The organism is Brevundimonas sp. TWP3-1-2b1 (genome assembly GCF_049896165.1).
GTDB classification, from domain to species: domain Bacteria; phylum Pseudomonadota; class Alphaproteobacteria; order Caulobacterales; family Caulobacteraceae; genus Brevundimonas; species Brevundimonas subvibrioides_B.
In genome coordinates, this window is record NZ_JAFCTT010000014.1 from 45,687 (window position 1) to 63,373 (window position 17,687).

At 67.6% G+C, this 17,687-nt stretch carries 12 protein-coding genes; 6 read left to right on the forward strand and 6 right to left on the reverse strand.

Annotated features, from left to right (window positions below):
- The first annotated feature begins 168 nt into the window (after positions 1–168).
- The 5 genes from leuC to ACP7AB_RS13570 all read left to right on the forward strand — a co-directional run bounded on the left by leuC (position 169) and on the right by ACP7AB_RS13570 (position 5,882).
- Positions 169–1,581, forward strand: a complete 1,413-nt coding sequence (gene leuC / locus ACP7AB_RS13550) for a 3-isopropylmalate dehydratase large subunit (protein ID WP_425988324.1) — start codon at positions 169–171, stop codon at positions 1,579–1,581.
- Positions 1,582–1,748: 167 nt separating this feature from the next.
- Complete coding sequence (gene leuD / locus ACP7AB_RS13555; protein WP_425988322.1) at positions 1,749–2,354, forward strand: 3-isopropylmalate dehydratase small subunit; 606 nt, start codon at positions 1,749–1,751, stop codon at positions 2,352–2,354.
- On the forward strand, positions 2,354–3,454 hold the full coding sequence (gene leuB, locus ACP7AB_RS13560) for a 3-isopropylmalate dehydrogenase (protein WP_425988320.1): 1,101 nt from the start codon (positions 2,354–2,356) through the stop codon (positions 3,452–3,454). Before leuD ends, leuB begins: the two co-directional genes overlap by 1 nt.
- A 192-nt stretch (positions 3,455–3,646) precedes the next feature.
- On the forward strand, positions 3,647–5,113 hold the full coding sequence (locus ACP7AB_RS13565; RefSeq protein ID WP_425988318.1) for an ammonium transporter: 1,467 nt from the start codon (positions 3,647–3,649) through the stop codon (positions 5,111–5,113).
- Between the two features lie 82 nt (positions 5,114–5,195).
- Positions 5,196–5,882 (forward strand): TorF family putative porin, encoded by a 687-nt coding sequence (locus ACP7AB_RS13570; RefSeq protein WP_425988316.1) that lies wholly within the window; start codon positions 5,196–5,198, stop codon positions 5,880–5,882.
- 58 nt (positions 5,883–5,940) lie between these two features.
- On the opposite strand, the gene ACP7AB_RS13575 is transcribed toward ACP7AB_RS13570, so the two are convergent.
- The 4 genes from ACP7AB_RS13575 to ACP7AB_RS13590 are packed head-to-tail and all read right to left on the reverse strand — an operon-like array spanning position 5,941 to position 12,900.
- On the reverse strand, positions 5,941–8,388 hold the full coding sequence (locus ACP7AB_RS13575; protein WP_425988314.1) for a glucan 1,4-alpha-glucosidase: 2,448 nt from the start codon (positions 8,386–8,388) through the stop codon (positions 5,941–5,943).
- 11 nt (positions 8,389–8,399) lie between these two features.
- A complete protein-coding gene (locus ACP7AB_RS13580) occupies positions 8,400–9,323 on the reverse strand; it encodes an alpha/beta hydrolase (RefSeq protein WP_426046161.1) in 924 nt (307 codons plus the stop codon).
- Positions 9,320–10,786: an MFS transporter gene (locus ACP7AB_RS13585; RefSeq protein WP_425988974.1), complete on the reverse strand. Its 1,467-nt coding sequence runs from the start codon at positions 10,784–10,786 to the stop codon at positions 9,320–9,322. Before ACP7AB_RS13585 ends, ACP7AB_RS13580 begins: the two co-directional genes overlap by 4 nt.
- 53 nt (positions 10,787–10,839) lie before the next feature.
- Positions 10,840–12,900, reverse strand: a complete 2,061-nt coding sequence (locus ACP7AB_RS13590) for a glycoside hydrolase family 97 protein (RefSeq protein ID WP_425988308.1) — start codon at positions 12,898–12,900, stop codon at positions 10,840–10,842.
- Positions 12,901–13,153: 253 nt separating this feature from the next.
- Here ACP7AB_RS13590 and ACP7AB_RS13595 point away from each other — a divergent pair, with 253 nt between their 5' ends.
- Positions 13,154–14,167, forward strand: a complete 1,014-nt coding sequence (locus tag ACP7AB_RS13595; RefSeq protein WP_425988305.1) for a LacI family DNA-binding transcriptional regulator — start codon at positions 13,154–13,156, stop codon at positions 14,165–14,167.
- A gap of 2 nt (positions 14,168–14,169) precedes the next feature.
- On the opposite strand, the gene ACP7AB_RS13600 is transcribed toward ACP7AB_RS13595, so the two are convergent.
- Together ACP7AB_RS13600 and ACP7AB_RS13605 are read right to left on the reverse strand one after the other, a co-directional pair.
- Positions 14,170–15,807 (reverse strand): alpha-amylase family glycosyl hydrolase, encoded by a 1,638-nt coding sequence (locus tag ACP7AB_RS13600; RefSeq protein WP_425988971.1) that lies wholly within the window; start codon positions 15,805–15,807, stop codon positions 14,170–14,172.
- Between the two features lie 11 nt (positions 15,808–15,818).
- Positions 15,819–17,624, reverse strand: a complete 1,806-nt coding sequence (locus ACP7AB_RS13605) for an alpha-amylase family glycosyl hydrolase (protein ID WP_425988302.1) — start codon at positions 17,622–17,624, stop codon at positions 15,819–15,821.
- Positions 17,625–17,687 lie beyond the last annotated feature (63 nt).

The window sequence follows — 17,687 nt, forward strand, 5'->3', positions numbered from 1 at the left end:
CGGGCGGGCGGGGCGCCCGGGGCGCCCGGGCGCCGGCGCCCGGCGCCCCCCCCCCCCCCCCCCCCCCCCCCCCCCCCCCCCCCAACCCCGGACACCGGGTTCGCGGCGAGCCCCCTCCGTCGCTGCGCTTCGCTCCGCGCCACCTCCCCCAATGGGGGAGGATTTCGGATGAGCCCCCGCACCCTGTTCGATAAGGTCTGGGACAAGCACGTCGTCACGCCGGAGACCGCCGAGACGCCGGGCGTCCTCTATATCGACCTGCATCTGGTCCACGAGGTCACCAGCCCCCAGGCCTTCACCGAGATCGAGGCGAGGGGCCTGAAGGTCCGTCGCCCTGACAAGACCTTCGCGACGCTGGACCATTCAACCCCGACCCTGCCGGCCATCGACGGAGAGCGGCCCTATGTGACGGCGGAGGCGAAGTCGCAGGTCACGCGGCTGGAAGAGAACTGTGCCCGGCACGGCATCGACCTGGCTGGCTGGGGTTCGCCGGATCGCGGCGTGGTGCACGTCATGGGCCCGGAACTGGGCCTGACCCAGCCGGGCATGACGGTCGTCTGCGGCGACAGCCATACGGCGACGCACGGCGCCTTCGGGGCCCTGGCCTTCGGCATAGGCACGTCGGAAGTCGGCCATGTGCTGGCGACCCAGTGCCTGTTGCAGCGCAAGTCGAAGGCCATGCGGGTGACGGTCACCGGCGCCCTGACGTCGGGCGTGTCGGGCAAGGATATGGCCCTGGCCGTGATCGCCGAACTGGGCTTCGGCGGCGGCACCGGCTTCGTCATCGAATACGCCGGCGAGGCGGTGCGGTCTCTCGACATGGAAGGGCGAATGACCCTTTGCAACATGTCGATCGAGGCCGGCGCGCGGGCGGGAATGATCGCGCCGGATGCCGTGGCCATCGACTGGCTGCGGGGACGCAAGCACGTGCCGCAGGGCGAGGCCTATGAGGCGAAGGCGGCGGAATGGCTGGCGCTGGTCACTGATCCGGGCGCGGTCTTCGACGCGGAGATCGTGATCGACGGCGCCGCCATCCGCCCGATGGCGACATGGGGCACGACGCCGGACGCAGGCTCGCCGATCGGGTCGCGCGTGCCCGAGCCCAAATCCGACAGCGACCGCAAGGCCCTGGCCTATATGGGTTTCGAGGCCGGCGGGACGACGACGACCCAGGCGGTCGACGTGGTCTTCATCGGCTCCTGCACCAACGGTCGGCTGCCCGACCTGCGCGCGGCGGCCGAAGTGCTGCGGGGGCGCAAGGTGAAGCCGGGCGTGCGCATGCTGGTCGTGCCGGGCTCGGAGGCCGTGCGGCGCGACGCGGAGGCCGAGGGCCTGCACCATGTCTTCACCGAGGCGGGCGCCGAATGGCGCATCCCCGGATGTTCGATGTGCATTGCGATGAACGGCGACTTCGTCCTGCCCGGTCAGCTGGCCGTCTCGACCTCCAACCGCAATTTCGAAGGGCGTCAGGGCAAGGGCGCCCGCACCATCCTGGCCAGCCCCGCGACGGCGGCGGCCTCGGCCATCGCCGGGATGCTGACCGATCCGCGTGTTTATCTGTCGGAGGCGGCCGATGCCTGACCACACTCTCTTCAGTGCATCATTCTCCCTCCGTGCACCCCGGCGGAGGCCGGGGTCCAGATGGACGGCGAGATCTTGGACCCGCTTCCCAGGCGCGAAGTCCCTGCGCCCTGAGTCTGTGATCTGGACCCCGGCCTTTGCCGGGGTGCACGGTGTTGGGGGTAAGAATGCCTGAACCCCTGAAAGTCCTGACCTCGCGGACGCTGGTCCTCACGCAAGCAAACATCGACACTGACCAGATCATCCCGGCGCGGTTCCTGACCACAACCGAGACCACGGGTCTGGGTCAGAAGGCCTTCTATGACTGGCGCTACGAGGCCGACGGCTCGGCGCGGCCGGAAGCGGTGCTGAACCGGATCGATCCGGCCGAGCATCGCATCCTGGTGGCCGGCGACAATTTCGGCTGCGGCTCGTCGCGCGAGCATGCGCCCTGGGCTCTGTACGACTACGGCTTCCGGGCTGTGATCTCGACCTCGATCGCCGACATCTTCACCTCCAACGCCCTCAAGAACGGCTTCCTGCCCGTCGTCGTCGATCAGGCGACGTGGGAGGATCTGGTCGCCAATCCCGAGCAGGTCGTGACCGTCGATCTGGAGGCCGGAGAGGTCCGCCGGGGCAACCATGCGCCGGTCGCCTTTGCGGTCGAGCCGTTCGCCCGCCAGTGTCTGCTGGACGGCGTCGACACCCTGGGCTGGCTCCAGAAACACATGCCTGACATCGAAGCCTACGAACGTACCCCGTCTGAACAAGCCTTGGCCCCGGAGCCCACGTGATGCCGAACACCCAGACCTTCAACATCGTCCTGTTGCCCGGTGACGGCGTCGGGCCGGAGGTGATCTCGGCGGCGAGGGATGTGCTGCGCGTCATCGCCGACTTCTATGGCCACAGGTTCGAGTTCCAGGAGCATCTGATCGGCGGCGCCGCCATCGACGCGACCGGCGATCCCCTGCCGCCCGAGACGACCGAAGCCTGTCTGGCCGCCGACGGCGTTCTGCTGGGCGCGGTCGGCGGGCCGAAGTGGGACGGCGGCAAGCGTCGTCCGGAAGAAGGACTGCTTGGCATCCGCAAGGCCATGGGCCTGTTCGCCAACCTGCGTCCGCTGCAGGTCTCGCCGGTCCTGGCGCACCGCTCGCCGCTCAAGAAGGAGATCGTCGAGGGCGTCGACCTGATCGTCTTCCGCGAGCTGACCGGCGGGGTCTATTTCGGCGAGAAGACGCGCACAGATACGATGGCCTCGGACCTGTGCATCTACACCGTGCCCGAGATCGAGAGGATCACGCGCGCGGCGTTCAAGACCGCCCTGCAACGGCGCGGCAAGGTGACCTCGGTCGACAAGGCCAACGTCATGGAAACCTCAAGGCTGTGGCGAGAGGTCGTGACCCGCATCCATGCCGAGGAGTTCCCGCAGGTCCAGCTGGAGCACGCCCTGGTCGACTCCATGGCCATGCATTTGATCCGCAAGCCCCGCGAATACGACGTCATCCTGACCGAGAACATGTTCGGCGACATCCTGTCTGACGAGATCTCCGTGCTGGGCGGCTCGATCGGCCTGTTGCCGTCGGCGTCGCTGGGCGAATCGGGACCGGGCCTGTTCGAGCCGATCCACGGCTCGGCGCCGGACATCGCCGGGCAGGACTTGGCCAACCCGGTCGGAACCATCCTGTCGGCGGCGATGATGCTGCGTCACAGCCTGAACCTGGACGACGAGGCCTCGTCGATCGAAGCGGCGGTCGCGGCCGTGCTGGCGGCGGGCGCCACGACGGCGGATCTGGGTGGCGAACTGGGCACACGGGCGGCGGCGGAGGCGATCATCGACGCAATCCGGGCCATCCACTGGGCCGCCGCGCACCGGGTTCAGATGCACTGGGGTTAACCTTTTTATCGTAGTTGCGGCGCGCGGTACGATTGTGCACTGCAGCCATGGAAAAGGTAATAACTTGCCGTGTATGGGTGTGTAGCCCGCGACACGCACACGAAAATTGCACCGGATACGGTTCAGCCCCTTGCGTCTCTCGCATTTGCGGTAAACAGTTCGCAACTGCGAGATCACACAGGGGATGCATTCATGTCGCAGTTCTTCAATAGGCTACCGGGCATCCTTGCCCTCTGTCTTCTAACCATCGGACTCTTCTACGCGGGGGGCGCCTTCGCCCAGGAAGCCGCTGCGCCGGCCCCGACCACCGAGGCCGTAGTTCCGGCGACGCCGGTCGCGGAGGCCGCCGCTGCGGTCGAAGCCGCCGCCGCCGAAGTGGCCGAGGCCGTCGTTCCCGAGGAAGAAGAAGCCGCGCCCACGCTTCTGGCCCACCAGGCCGCGCTCGAGCTCGACGCCGCCGGCACCAGCTGGCTGGGTACCTCGACCGCACTGGTCCTGCTGATGACCCTCCCCGGTCTGGCCCTGTTCTACGGCGGCATGGTCCGTCGCAAAAACGTCGTGGCCACCATCACCCAGTCGGTCGGCGTGTTCGCCGTCGTGACCCTGGTCTGGTTCATCGCCGGCTATTCGATCGCCTTCAGCGCCAACCCCGACCCGGCGCTCCAGCCCTATATCGGGGGCTTCGACGCCCTGTTCCTGAACGGCATTTCGCTGCAGACGGCCAACGCCCTGCTGCCCGGGATTCCCGAATTCCTGTTCATCTCCTTCCAGATGACCTTCGCCATCATCACGCCCGCCCTGATCACCGGCGCCTTCGCCGAGCGGTTCAAATATTCGGCCCTGCTGCTGTTCACCGCCCTGTGGTCGCTGCTGATCTACGCACCGATCTGCCACTGGGTCTGGGGCGGCGGCTTCCTCGGTTCGGCCGGCGTGCTGGACTTCGCCGGTGGCGCGGTCGTTCACGTCAACTCCGGTGTCGCGGGCCTGGTCTGCGCCCTCTTCCTGGGTCGTCGTAAGGGCTACGGCACCGACGTCATCACGGCTCACAACCCTGTCCTGACCATGATCGGCGCCTCGCTGCTGCTGGTCGGCTGGATCGGCTTCAACGCTGGTTCGGCGGGCGCGGCCAACGAGCTGATGGGCGTCGCCCTGCTGAACACCATCCTGGCCGCCGCCGCCGCCGCCCTGACCTGGAAGATCGTCGAGGTCATCGAGAAGAAGAAGGTGTCGCTGATCGGCATGCTGTCCGGCGTCGTCGCCGGTCTGGTCGCCATCACCCCCGCCGCCGGCTTCGTCGATCCGAAGGGCGCGGTCATCATCGGCCTGATCGCCGGACCGGTCTGCTACATCTCCTCGGTGTGGATCAAGAAACTGCTCCGCTATGACGACTCTCTGGACGCCTTCGGCATCCACGGCGCAGGCGGTCTGATCGGCGCCCTGCTGACCGGCGTGTTCGCCACGACCGCGATCAACAGCCTGGGCGAAGGCGCCAACATCCCGACCCAGGCCCTTGGCCTGGCCTGGACCATCGCCTACTCGGCTGTAGGCACCTTCGTCATCCTGATCATCTGCAAGTTCACGACCGGGCTTCGCGTGACGGATGCGCAGGAAGCCGAAGGCCTTGACACCACCCTCCACGGCGAAGCCCTGGAACACTGAAGACGGACACGCCGGGCGCGGCTCTCCCTCGCGCCCGGCGACCAACTTGACAAACCCAAACAGAAAACACGGGGATACCGAGATGAGACTGCAAGCTTCCTGCGCGGCCCTGGCCGCCGCGATCGCCACCCTGGCCACGGCCGGCGCCGCTTCGGCCCAGGATGCGGAGTTCGCCTTCAACGCGGCGGCGACCAACGACTACGTCTTCCGCGGCGCCAGCCAGTCGAACGAAAACTTCGCCCTGTCGGGTGGTGTCGATATGACCATCGGCGGCCTTTACAGCGGCGTCTGGGCCTCGACCGTCGATTTCGGCGACGACACTTCGGCCGAGATCGACGCCTACGGCGGCTTCCGCTTCGAAGCGCAGGGCTTCGCCTTCGACCTCGGCGCGGTCGGTTATTTCTACGTTCATGACGACCAGGCCTCCGACTACGACTACGTCGAGGTGAAGGCCGCCGCGTCCCGCGCGATCGGCCCGGTGACCGCCGGCGTCGCCGTCTATTACTCGCCGGACTTCTTCGGCGTGGACGAGACCGCCACCTACGTCGAAGGCAATGTGGCGTTCACGCCGATCGACAAGGTCACGGTCTCCGGCGCCGTCGGCAAGCAGTGGCTGGACGTCACCGGCGACTACGTCACCTGGAACGTGGGCGCCGCCTACGCCTTCACCGATAGCCTGGTCTTCGACGTCCGCTATCACGACACCGACGTCGACAACGCGCCGCTGTACGATGGCCGCGCGGTCGCCACGCTGAAAGTCCTGTTCTAGTCTCCCGCTGGACCAGCCTGAAGACGCCGCCCCGGAGCGATCCGGGGCGGCGTTTTCGTTATCGGCCGTAGCGTTCTGCGACAGGCGCGTAGCGATCCCAGACCGCCCGGTCCGCCAGCGACCGCAACAGCTTCAGGTACTCCGCGTGGCTCCAGGCCAGGGGGGTGGCGGAGTTGGTGCCCTGGCCGGGCTGATAACGGTGGGCCGTCGGATCGCCGACCCCGTCCCAGATCTGTTCGGACAACAGGTAGCCGTCGTTGCCCATGGCTTCCATGCCCGCGACATAGGTCTCGCGGATGGCGCGGATCCCGGCCTCCGAGGCGCCGCCCTGAAGCGCCCGCGCCAGCTCGTAGTGACCCCGCTCGCCGGTGAAGATGGGCCAGAGCCGGCCGCGCTGACCCGGCGTCATGCCGCCCAGGCCGTAGTTGCCGCCAGTCTCCATGTTCTCGCCATAGCCGTCATTGCCGTAGCGTCTCCACGCCGGCGCGCCGCCGACGTCGTAGCGGACGCGCAGGCGATCCTCGCGCCTCTGATCGTCGTATTCGGGCAGGCTGGCCAGGACCGACGGCGCGTCAGCCCGGCGTACGCCATACCGCACCAACTCCAGGAAGCCGCCGTCGATGATCTGATCCTCCGGCAGGGCGGCCTGGCCGTTGTTCTCACCCAGCGGGGCGTGGTCGTTCGGGTCCTCGTTGCGGCTCAGGCGGACGAAATAGTCGCCGTCGCCTAGCGTCCCTTCGGTGGTGAACATCCGCGCCTCGACCTTCGACGCATAGTCGTCGGCGGCGGCCTGATACCGGTCGGCGGAGGCGGCGTCGCCGGACGCCCGCGCGATCTCGGCGGCGACGGTCAGGCCGGTGATGACGGCGGCTGTGGTCGAGGGGGAGTAGCCTTCCTGTTCTTCCCAGCGCTCCTGCTGCGACCACGGCGGGGTGATGGTGCGGTCGTTCCAGTCGAGGGCGATCGTGCCGCCGTCCACCAGGAAGTCGGCGGCCGGCTTGATCATCCGGGCGTACATCTGCGCCATCTCTGCGTCGGACACCTCGCCCGCCTTCCACAGCCGCCAGCCCAGCATGATCGGCATGGCGGTCTGGTCCAGCTGGACCCCGACCCATTCGATCTGGCCGTCGACATGGGTCTTCTGCAGGAACCAGCCGGTCGCGCCGGTATTGCCCGGCGTCCCGGCCGTCACCTGAACCTGGGGCAGGTAGCGGAAGGCGGCGACGGGGGTCTCCGCATCGCCCAGCGCCATCAGGGCCATGGCCACCTGATAGAAGTCGCGCGGCCAGACGGCCTTGTAGCCGGTCGAGGCATTGGTCGCATCGACCGTGTCGCCCCACGGATTGGACAGCGACGCGATCAGGGCACCGGCATAGGTGCGATCCTCCTGCACCTTCAGCATCAGTGCCGAGGCATAGGCCAGCTTGCCGCCGTCGGTGGCCTGCTCCGCCATCCGGGGCAGTTCGCTCAGGGAGCCGATCCAGTCTTCCCAGCCCACGGCCCCGCCCTGGCCGTTGTAGTTGACCGAGACAGTGTCCAGTCCCGTGCGGAAGCTGGCCATCGCGGCGTCCGAGGCGGCCTCTGCAGAGGCGCCGAAGCCGATGACCATGTTGTCGTAGTCCGTGTCCCCCTCCGCGACGGTCGGCAGGGCGGCGGTCAGCATGATGTTCCCGGCCGCATCGCCGGTGGAGGCCCAGGTCCAGTCCAGATCGCCGTCCGCCAGATCGGTCAGGCCGTCCGAGCCACCGACGAAGCCCACACTCGTCGCCGTGTACGGCTGCTGCGACACCAGGGCGAGGTGGGTCGATCCCTCGGAGGCGCGCAGGACGTCATATGGGCCGGTGGCGTCGTCGTAGCGCGGCGTGTCCAGCAGGCCGACCTCGCCCCGGTCGTTCACACCCGTGTTGGCCATGTGCGGCTCGAGCAGGACATAGGGGGTCACGGCGCCCTTGATCGCGCGGATGCTGGCGCGGATGATCAGGCTCTGGCTGTCGGGGTCGGTGAAGATGCGCTTGGTAATCTCGAACCGGTTCTGGTTGTCGCGCGTGACGACGAAATACATCGGCGACAGCGGCCGCCCCTCGTCGTCGGTGTGCCAATATTCGATGCGAGATGTGGTGTCGCGGCCTTCAACGGCGAGGCCCGTCTCGGTCATCACGGCGAAGCGGAGTTGCTTGATCTGGGCCTCGTGGATCAGGCCGTACATGGTCTCGGTCAGGACACCGTCGGCGATCGAGAACCAGACGCGCGAGACGTCTCCGGTCGCGCCGCCGTCGCGATAGTGGCCGTCGACATAGGCCTCGTAGGACGCGCCGACGCCCTGTTTGGCGGCATTGGCCCAGGTCGGAGTGTCGCCGGGCGCGCAGGGGGCTACGCCTGCCGGAGCGGCGCGGGGCGCGACAGGCCAGGGGGCCGCGTCGGCCATGACGGCGGGCTCCCGCATCGAGGCGCAGGCGGCCAGCGGCAGGAAGGCGGCGGACAACATCAGGGTGGTCAGGCTACGCATCGGGGTCACTCTCAGACGGGCGGAAGCAGGAATGTGAGGGGAACGTCGAGACGGCTGTTCCAGCTCTTCTCGTTGTGTTCGGCGGTCGGGAAAACGAGCGAGCGGAACCGGTCAGGGCCCCAGCCCTCGGCGCGAATCACGGTGTCGATGCGCGACTGGAAGAAGGCGTAGAACTGGTCCAGCGTCTCGTCGCCGCGATCCATGTAGAGGCGGTGCGTCGCCGGGTCGGGCAGGCCGGCGCGGATCACATCGGACCAGGCCTGGACTACGGCCTCGCGCCAGGTTTCCAATGCGCCGCCTTCCAGCCGCTCCAGCCGCAGCGGCCAGTGGGTCGACAGGCAGCCGGCCGAGCCGAACACCTCGGGATGTTTCATCATCGCATAGAGGGAGATCAGCCCGCCCATGCTGGAGCCGGCGATGACCGTGTCGTCGCGTCCGGGCAGGGTACGCCAGGCGCTGTCGATCATCGGCTTCAGATCATCCACCAGGAAGTGCAGATAGCCGTCGGACAGCGGCTCGCCGCCGTACAGGCCGAGCAGGCTGGAGCGGATCTCGGCGGGCAGGGCGGCGATCAGGTCGGCCGGGACGTATTCGCGCAGCCGAAGCGGCGTGTTCCAGACGCCGACCACGATCGGCAGGCGGACCTGACCGGTCTCGGCCAGCCGCGTCAGATGCTCGTCCACGCCCCATTCGCCGAACGCGGAGCGCGTGGCGTCGAACAGGTTCTGGCCGTCGTGCATATAGAGGACCGGATATCGCCGGGCACTCTCATCATATCCAGGTGGCAGCCAGACGGTGACGTTGCGGGGCGCCGCGTGGGCCGAGGTCATCTGCGGGTATTCGAACAACCGCCCTCCGGCGAGTGCGTCGGCTCGCGCCCCTCCCGCGAAGGGCAAGGCGGCCAGAACGCAAAGGAGGGCGCGCCGATCCATCATGCCGGCTTCGGCTCCCTGACGAACAGGGCGCACACGGCCGCGAGGAAGAAGGATCCGCCGCCGATGACCAGGGCCCAGATCGCCTCGCCGCCGAAGAAGTGTTTCAGCGTCAGGCCCAGGATGGTCGCGGCCAGAAGCTGGGGCACAACGATGAAGATGTTGAAGATGCCCATATAGACGCCCATCTTTCGCCCCGGCACCGCGCCCGACAGGATGGCGTAGGGCATCGACAGGATCGAGGCCCAGGCGAAGCCGACGCCGATCATCGCAACCCACAGCAGGGCCGGGTCGCGGATCACGGCGATGCCGATCAGGCCCAGTCCGCCCAACACCAGGTTGATGGCGTGCGCGCCCCGGCGGCCGGTCTTCCGGGCCAGCACCGGGATGACGAAGGCCGCCAGCGCCGCGACGCCGTTGTAGACGCCGAACAGGACTCCGACCCAGTTCGCCCCGGTGTTGTAGGCCGCCGAGGTGGTGTCGCTCGTGCCGTAGTGGACGGCCGTGACTGCGGCGGTGGTGTAGATCCACATGGCGAACAGGGCGAACCAGCTGAAGAACTGGACCACGGCCAGGCCGCGCATTGCCTCGGGCATGCGGAAGATGTCATCGACGATCTCGGTCACGCCGTTCGAGGCCTGCGCCGCATGCAGGGCGCCGACGGCGATCTGCAAAACCCCGAAGGCGGCGATGCCTCCGGCGGCGATATAGAGTTCCTTCTCCAGCCCGGTCAACGCGACGCCGATGAAGCCCGCGAAGCCGATGGCCGCCCAGATCAGACCGCCGAGGATGTAGGATTTCGAAGACCGTGCAGGGGCCTGTTCACCGTCGGGAAGCTGGCCCGGCAGGGCGCGGTGGGCATCGAAGGCGGCGACCTGTTCGGGGCTGTATTCCTTCGTCGAGAAGACGGTCCACAGCACGGCCGACAACAGGCAGGCGGCGCCGATATAGTAGGCCCAGCGGACGCTGTCGGGGGTGATACCCTCGGGCGCGACGGAGGCGACGCCGAGGTTTGACAGGATCCACGGAAGGCAGGACGCGAACACCGCGCCCGTGCCGATGAAGAAGCTCTGCATCGCATAGCCGGCAGTCCGCTGCTCGTCGGGCAGCAGGTCGCCGACGAAGGCGCGGAACGGCTCCATGGTGATGTTGATCGAGGCGTCCATGATCCACAGCATGGCGGCCGCGAACCACAGGGTCGGGCTGTTCGGCATAGCCACCAGAGCCAGCGACGTCAGCACCGCGCCGACCAGGAAATAGGGTCGCCGACGGCCCAGCGGCGTCCAGGTCTTGTCGCTGAGATGGCCGATGATCGGCTGGACCAGCAGGCCCGTCAGGGGCGCGGCGATCCACAGGATGGCGAGACTGTCGACCTCGGCGCCCAGGGTCTGGAAGATTCGGCTGGTGTTGGCGTTCTGCAGGCCGAAACCGATCTGGATCCCGAAGAACCCCACGCACATGTTCATGATCGCCAGGGCGTTCAGACGCGGGCGGAGCGTCAGGAGGGCGGAGGGGGCGGTCACCGGCGCGCGCTCCCGAGCGGCACGAACCGGATGGCCTGGCCGCCGCCGGGTGCGAGGCTCAGGGTCAGGGTCCCTGCCGAGGTCACCTCCTGCTGCTCGATGACGATGTCGGTTCGGCTTCGGCCGTCCCCGTCGCGCCAGTCGGCGTTGGGGCCGTCGCGGTAGATCTCCGCGCGATAGCGGACCCCGGGCTCAAGAAAGCTCAGTGACGCCTGCAGCACGCGCGAGTTCTCGTCGGTGATCGAGCCCAGGAACCACTCGCGGGTTCCGCGTTCCTTCCTCGCGATGGTGACGAAGTCGCCGACCTCGCCGTTCAGCACCCGGGTCTCGTCCCAGTCGACAGCGACGTCCCTGATGAACTGGAACGGGGCCGGATTGGCCTCGTAGTTGTCGAGCAGATCGGCTGCCATCTGGATCGGGCTGTAGATCGTCACATACAGCGCGAGCTGTTTCGCCCAGGTCGTGGCGATGCCGTCGGGAGCGCGGGTGACCATGCCGAAGATGCCCGGCGTGTAGTCCATTGGCCCGGCCAGCAGGCGGGTGAAGACCAGGTTGACCTCGTGCTCGGGCGGATTGCCCGGCTGGCCCCAGGCGCTGAACTCCGTGCCCCGCGCGCCTTCGCGAGAGATCATGTTCGGGTAGGTGCGACGCAGGCCCGTATCCTTGAACGGCTCGTGGGCGTTGATGGCGACATGGCGCTCGGCGGCCTCGCGCACGACGGCCAGATGGTGGCGGCTCATGGCCTGGCTTTCATGCCAGGCGAAGGTCGGCTGGCCGTCCGGGCCGGTGACCCGCGCTCCGCCGGCATCGGCGACATAGCCGGTCTTGACCGTCGTGATGCCGAGCCGCTGATCCAGATCGAAGGCGGCCTGCATCTGCTGTTCGTAGTGGTAGGCGTTGCCGCCGGTCTCGTGGTGCCCGATCAGCTGGACGCCGCGCTCGCGGGCGTAGGCGGCGAGGCCCTCGATGTCGAAATCGGGATAGGCTTCGGTGAAGGAATAATCCCAGCCGTTGCCGAACCAGTCGCCGTCCCAGCCGACGTTCCAGCCCTCGACCAGCACCCCGCCGAAGCCGTTGTCGGCGGCGAAGTCGATGTAGCGGCGGGTGTTCTCATTGGTCGCGCCGTGACGGGGGCCGGCGTTCCAGGTCTTCAGGTCGAGGTGCATTTCCCACCAGACGCCGACGTATTTCATCGGCCGGAACCAGCTGACGTCACCGATCGCATTGGGCTCGTTCAGGTTCAGGATCAGGGCGGATTCGACCAGGCCACCGGCCGTGTCGGTGATCTGCAGGGTGCGCCAAGGCGTGTTGAACGGCGCCTCGCGCTCCACCGCCGCGTTGGTGAAGCCGGGCGTCAGGTCGGCGACGAAGCGACGGGCCTCGGCGCGGCGCAGGTTCATGCCGGCATAGTCGATCAGGGCCGCTTCGTGGATCGAGACATGCAGACCCGAGTCCAGCCGCATCGTCATCGGCGTCTGGGTGTTCGACGCCTCCTGGATCGAGGTGCGGTGATACAGATATTCCTCGCGGTTCCACTCGTGCGAGGGGATCCACCAGGCCTCGCCGTCCTCGGCGATGTTGAACTCGGTCAGCTCCGAGCCGATGCGGACGGTGGGCAGGGCGTCCTGCTGCGGGAACTCGTAGCGGAAGCCCAGACCGTCGTCATAGACGCGGAAAACCACGTCGAAGACGCGCGCCAGAGCAGTGCGCTCGCGCAGGTGGACGCGCAGTTCGCGGTAGTGATTGCGGATGAACCGGCGCTCGCCCCAGGGCTGCTCCCAGGTATCGTCGTGATCGGTGACGGGTTCGGCCGAAACGACCAGACCACGCTCCAGCTTCGGCGCATCGGTCAGGATGAAGCCGAGGCGCGAGGGGGCGATCACAGGGCGGCCCAGGCGGCTGACGGCGTAGCTCGGGCGGCCGTCGCCGTCGGTCGTGACACTGACCCTCAGCGACCCGTCGGGCGAGGAGACCGTCGCCGGCGCCGGGGGCGGGGTCTGCGCCACGGCCGGCGAACAGAGGGCGACCAGCGCCAGCACAAGCAACGGAATACGCATCGGCTTCACTCCTCTAAAGCTTCTGGATCGAAGCTCTTGCCAAGCGCCGCGCAACGGATGCAGATGCGGCGATGACGTGGTTTGCAGCAAAATTTGCAGTCTCCTCCGTGCGCCGAAGGCGTGGGGAGGTGGCTCGCAGCGAAGCGGAGAGACGGAGGGGCTCTTGCCGCACGAAGAACCCCTCCGTCGGCCCGCAAGGGCTCGCCGCCACCTCCCCATTCGCCAAGCGGCGAACAGGGAGGAGACAAGAGGCATGAGCAAGCGATCCACCCGTCTGGAAGACATCGCGACCCTGGCCGGGGTGTCGATCTCCACCGCCTCGCGGGCGCTGAACGACAGCCCGGCGGTGAACGCGCGCACCAAACAGGCGATCTGGAAGCTGGCGCGCGAGCACGACTATCCGTTCCGCCGCTATATGCCCGCCGGCCCCATCGGCGCCTCGGGCACCATCGCCCTGGTGACGCCGCGACCGCAGGGGCGGGAAGGGCGTCTGAGCGATCCCTTCTTCCTGGAGCTTCTGGCCGGGGTGGGGGAGGCGGCGCGCGAGCGCGGCTGCGACCTTGTGATGAGCCACGTCTCGCCGGCGAACATCGATGATCTGAACGCGGCCATGAACACCAGCCGCGCGGACGGGGTGATCTTTCTCGGTCAGTCGACCCTGCATTCGGCCTTCAACCGGATGGCGGAGACGGACGGCCGGTTCGTGGTCTGGGGCGCCGAACTGCCGGACCAGAACTATTGCTCGATCGGCTCGGACAACATCAACGGCGGACGCCGGGCGACGGCGCATCTGGCGCGGCTGGGCAGGAAGCGCATCGTCTTCCTCGGCGACCTCGAACCGCCCGAGGCGATGCAGCGTCAGCGCGGCTATGCCGAGGCCTGCGAGGCGGCGGGTCTGGGCGTCGATCCCGACCTGATCGTCCCCGCCCATTTCGAGGTCGAGAGTGCGGAGGCTTCGGTCGATTCCATGATCCGTCGTGGGCTGGAATTCGACGGCATAGTCGCAGCGTCCGACCTGATCGCGCTTGGGGCCGTCCGCGCCCTGCTTCATGCCGGCAAACGGGTGCCCGAGGACGTGTCGGTGATCGGCTTCGATAATGTGCCCTTCAGCCGCTACAGCCGTCCGGCTCTGTCGACCATCTCCCAGGACACGATGAAGGCCGGCCGGCTGATGGTCTCCAAACTGCTGGACCACGCCGGCGAGGGCGGCGGGCGCTCCGAACGCATCCCCACCGACCTGATCATCAGGGAGACGTGCGGCGGCTGAGGTCATCCGGTCGGCCCGGAGAAGATCAGCCCCGCCATCGGCGCAAGCTGACCGGATCGTGCGTCCGGCTGGTTGACCGCCTCGACCACGGACCAGCCCGCGGGCGGCGTCCAGGCGATCGGATCGTGCCCCAGGTTGAAGGCGCAGAGCAGGGTCTCGCCGTCGCCCTCGCGCCGGAACAGCAGGAGTTCGCCGGCGTCCTTCAGCATCGTCATTGCGCCGGTGCGCAGCGCCGGATGGCTATGACGCAGGGCGATCAGGCGACGCGCCAGATACAGGGTCGATCCGGGATCCTTCTCCTGCACTTCGACCGCCAGGGCGCGATGACGCGGATCGACCGGCAGCCAGGGCTCGTGCTCCGAGAAACCGGCGAAACCGTTGTCGCTCTTCCACGGCATGGGGGTGCGGGCGCCGTCGCGGCCCAGGGTGTCGGGCCAGTTGGCGATTGCCTCGGGATCGACCAGCCGCTCGAACGGAACCTCGGCCTGGGGCAGGCCCAGCTCCTCGCCTTGATAGACGAAGACGTTGCCGCGCAGGCACATGAGCAGCAGCAGCGCCATCTCGGCGAAGGCCTTGGGGTCGCGACCCTCTGCCCAGCGCGACAGGGCGCGCGGCGCGTCGTGATTGGAGAAGCTCCAGGACGGCCAGCCCTCGCCCTCGGTCCCCGGCCACATTGCCGGGCCGCGATCGACCAGATCGGTCGTCAGCTTGTCGGCATACAGATAGAGGAAGCCATAGGCCGAATGCAGCCGGTCGGCGCCCTCGGTGTAGAGTTTCATCTCCTCGTTGGCCTTCTCGCCCCCGACCTCGGCCACCAGGAACCGGTCCCCGTCATAGGAATCGGTCGTCTGACGCAGCCGGGTCAGGAACGTCAGGATGTCGGGATGCGACTGGTTGTGGTCGTGGTGCTGGAAGTCGAACGATCGGGTGCGCTTGCCGGGCGTCAGGACCGGCGGATTGTCGGTCAGGGCGGGGTCGTGCATCGAGAAATTCAGGGCGTCACAGCGGAACCCGTCGACCCCCCGATCCAGCCAGAAGCGGGCCACGCCCAGCAGAGCCTCCTGGACCTCGGCGTTCCTCACGTTCAGTTGCGGCTGCTCCTTGAGGAAGTTGTGCATGTAGTACTGGTGCCGGCGTGCATCCCAGGTCCAGGCCGGGCCGCCGAACACCGACTGCCAGTTGGATGGTGGCGAGCCTTCCGGCCTGGCGTCGGCCCAGACGAACCAGTCGGCCTTGGGATTGGTCCGGTCCTGGCGGCTTTCCTGGAACCAGTCATGCAGGTCCGAGGTGTGGGAATAGACCTGGTCGATGATGACTTTCAGGCCCAGTTCGTGCGCTCGGGCCACCAGCCGGTCGAAATCCTCCATCGTGCCGAAGATCGGATCGATGCCGACATAGTCGGCGACGTCGTAGCCGAAGTCCTTCATCGGCGAGGTGAAGAAGGGCGACAGCCAGACCCCGTCCACGCCCAGCGAGGCGACATGCCCCAGATGCGCGGTGATGCCGGGCAGGTCGCCGATTCCGTCGCCGTTGGTGTCGGCGAAGCTGCGCGGATAGACCTGATAGATGACGGCCCCGCGCCACCACTCGCGATGCGGCGCGGCCTCGCCCCCGGGGAGGGCGTACAGGTCTTGGCTCAGGGGTTCAGCAGTCAACGCACACCTTCGGAACTACAGATCAGATAATCGAGCGCGGGCACGGTGACCCGGATACTGGCGGGGGCGGTCGCCGACATGGGGCAATCACCCCGCGAAGAGGACCAGTCGGCGGAGGCGGCGTCCACCTCGATGTTCGCCGTGATCGGCGTGGTCGAGGTGTTGTAGACGATCAGGGTCTCGCCCGCCGTGTCCGGGATGCGGCGCGACACGGCCAGAAGGCCCGGCGCCTCGGCGGCGAAACGCACGGTCTGCAGACCCCGGCGCAGGCGAACATCGGCCTGGCGCAAACGAGCCATCTCTGAGATCGCACGGTACAGCGGGGCCTCGGTCGAGAAGGCCGGCCTTTTCCCGCCGACGATGCGGTCGTCGCGGTAGGAGGCCACCTGGGTCTCGAACATGTCCTGACGCGCGCTGCCATAGCCGCCGTCGCCGGAAAAGCCCTGTTCGTCGCCGTAGTAGAGGGTCGGGGCGCCGCGCGAGAACATCATCATCGCGTGGGCCAGGGTCTCGCGCTGGAGCAGTTCGTCATTCGAGATGTCGGGCTTGGCCTTCAGGATGAAGCCGCCGATCCGGCCCATGTCGTGGTTGCCGAGGAAGGTCGGCAGGCCCAGTGCCCCGACCTCTCCGCCTTCGTAGAGGGCGTCCGAGGCGAACACCCTGGCCAGGCGATCGGGCGGCACGTCGCGGGCGACGATGTCTGTCACCGTGTACTGAAAGCCGAAGTCGAGCACGGCCGGATAGCCGTCCACCCGCGTGAAGCGGGCCGTCACCGCAGGATCGACGTCATAGACCTCGCCGAAGATGTGGAAGTTCGGAATGCCATTGGCCTCCGCGCGCGCGATCATCGCCGGGACGAAGGCCTGCCAGAACTCGGGGTTCACATGCCGGGCCGTGTCGATGCGGAAGCCGTCAATCTGGTAGCGGTCGATCCAGTCGCCAAAGATCTCGATCATACCCTCGACCACGCGCGGGTGTTCGGTCATCAGGTCGTCGAGGCCGGCGAAATCGCCGTCCAGAGAACTCTCGCCCCGGAAGGTCGTGTCGCCCCGGTTGTGATAATAGGCCGGGTCGTTGAGCCAGGCCGGCACCTTCACCGTCTCCTCGCCCGCGGGGACGTAGGGGGTCCAGGCGTAGTCGGTGTCGGTCAGCCGGTCGAAATTCCAGCCGGTGAAGCCGTCGTTGATCGCCGGGCCGTCGGCCCCGCCGCGACGCGTGAACGGATAGTCGGCGCGGCTGCGGTAGGCGCAGTCGTTGGCCGGGCATTCGCGGTAGCGGATCACGTCGGCCGTGTGGTTGGCGACGATGTCCATATAGACCTTCATGCCGCGCGCATGGGCGGCCTCGACCAGGGCGCGCATCGCCGCCTCGTCGCCGAAATGCGGATCAACGCGGGTGAAGTCGGTGATCCAGTAGCCGTGCGACCCCGCGAACTCGCGGCCCGGCTCGCCCTGCACCGGCTTGTTCTTGAAGATCGGAGCCATCCAGATCGCCGTCGCGCCGAGGCCCTGTATATAGTCCAGCCGACGCTCGACCCCGGCCAGGTCGCCGCCGTGATAGAAGCCTTCGTGCGTCGGGTCGAAGCCGTGGTCCAGCCGCCCGCCGGAAATGCCGCCCGTGTCGTTGGACACATCGCTGTTGTCGAACCGGTCCGGCATCAGGAAATAGATCACCTCGTCCTGCGGCAGGCGCGCCCGATAGTCCGGCGTCTGCGCAAGCGCGGTGGAGGCCAGCAGCGTCGTCATGAGACCCAGGGTCAGGCCCCGAGCCACGCTCGGGACGCGACGGGATGATGTGGTCATCGCTCTATCTCCTCCCTTCCTGGTCGCCGGATACAAGGCCCGGCAGAACTCTTTGCAAGATTT

Coding starts and splice junctions, on each gene's coding strand:
- leuC (WP_425988324.1), top strand. CDS start 169: ATGAGCCCCCGCACCCTGTTCGATAAGGTCTGGGACAAGCACGTCGTC.
- leuD (WP_425988322.1), top strand. CDS start 1,749: ATGCCTGAACCCCTGAAAGTCCTGACCTCGCGGACGCTGGTCCTCACG.
- leuB (WP_425988320.1), top strand. CDS start 2,354: ATGCCGAACACCCAGACCTTCAACATCGTCCTGTTGCCCGGTGACGGC.
- ACP7AB_RS13565 (WP_425988318.1), top strand. CDS start 3,647: ATGTCGCAGTTCTTCAATAGGCTACCGGGCATCCTTGCCCTCTGTCTT.
- ACP7AB_RS13570 (WP_425988316.1), top strand. CDS start 5,196: ATGAGACTGCAAGCTTCCTGCGCGGCCCTGGCCGCCGCGATCGCCACC.
- ACP7AB_RS13575 (WP_425988314.1), bottom strand. CDS start 8,388: ATGCGTAGCCTGACCACCCTGATGTTGTCCGCCGCCTTCCTGCCGCTG.
- ACP7AB_RS13580 (WP_426046161.1), bottom strand. CDS start 9,323: ATGATGGATCGGCGCGCCCTCCTTTGCGTTCTGGCCGCCTTGCCCTTC.
- ACP7AB_RS13585 (WP_425988974.1), bottom strand. CDS start 10,786: ATGAACATGTGCGTGGGGTTCTTCGGGATCCAGATCGGTTTCGGCCTG.
- ACP7AB_RS13590 (WP_425988308.1), bottom strand. CDS start 12,900: ATGCGTATTCCGTTGCTTGTGCTGGCGCTGGTCGCCCTCTGTTCGCCG.
- ACP7AB_RS13595 (WP_425988305.1), top strand. CDS start 13,154: ATGAGCAAGCGATCCACCCGTCTGGAAGACATCGCGACCCTGGCCGGG.
- ACP7AB_RS13605 (WP_425988302.1), bottom strand. CDS start 17,624: ATGACCACATCATCCCGTCGCGTCCCGAGCGTGGCTCGGGGCCTGACC.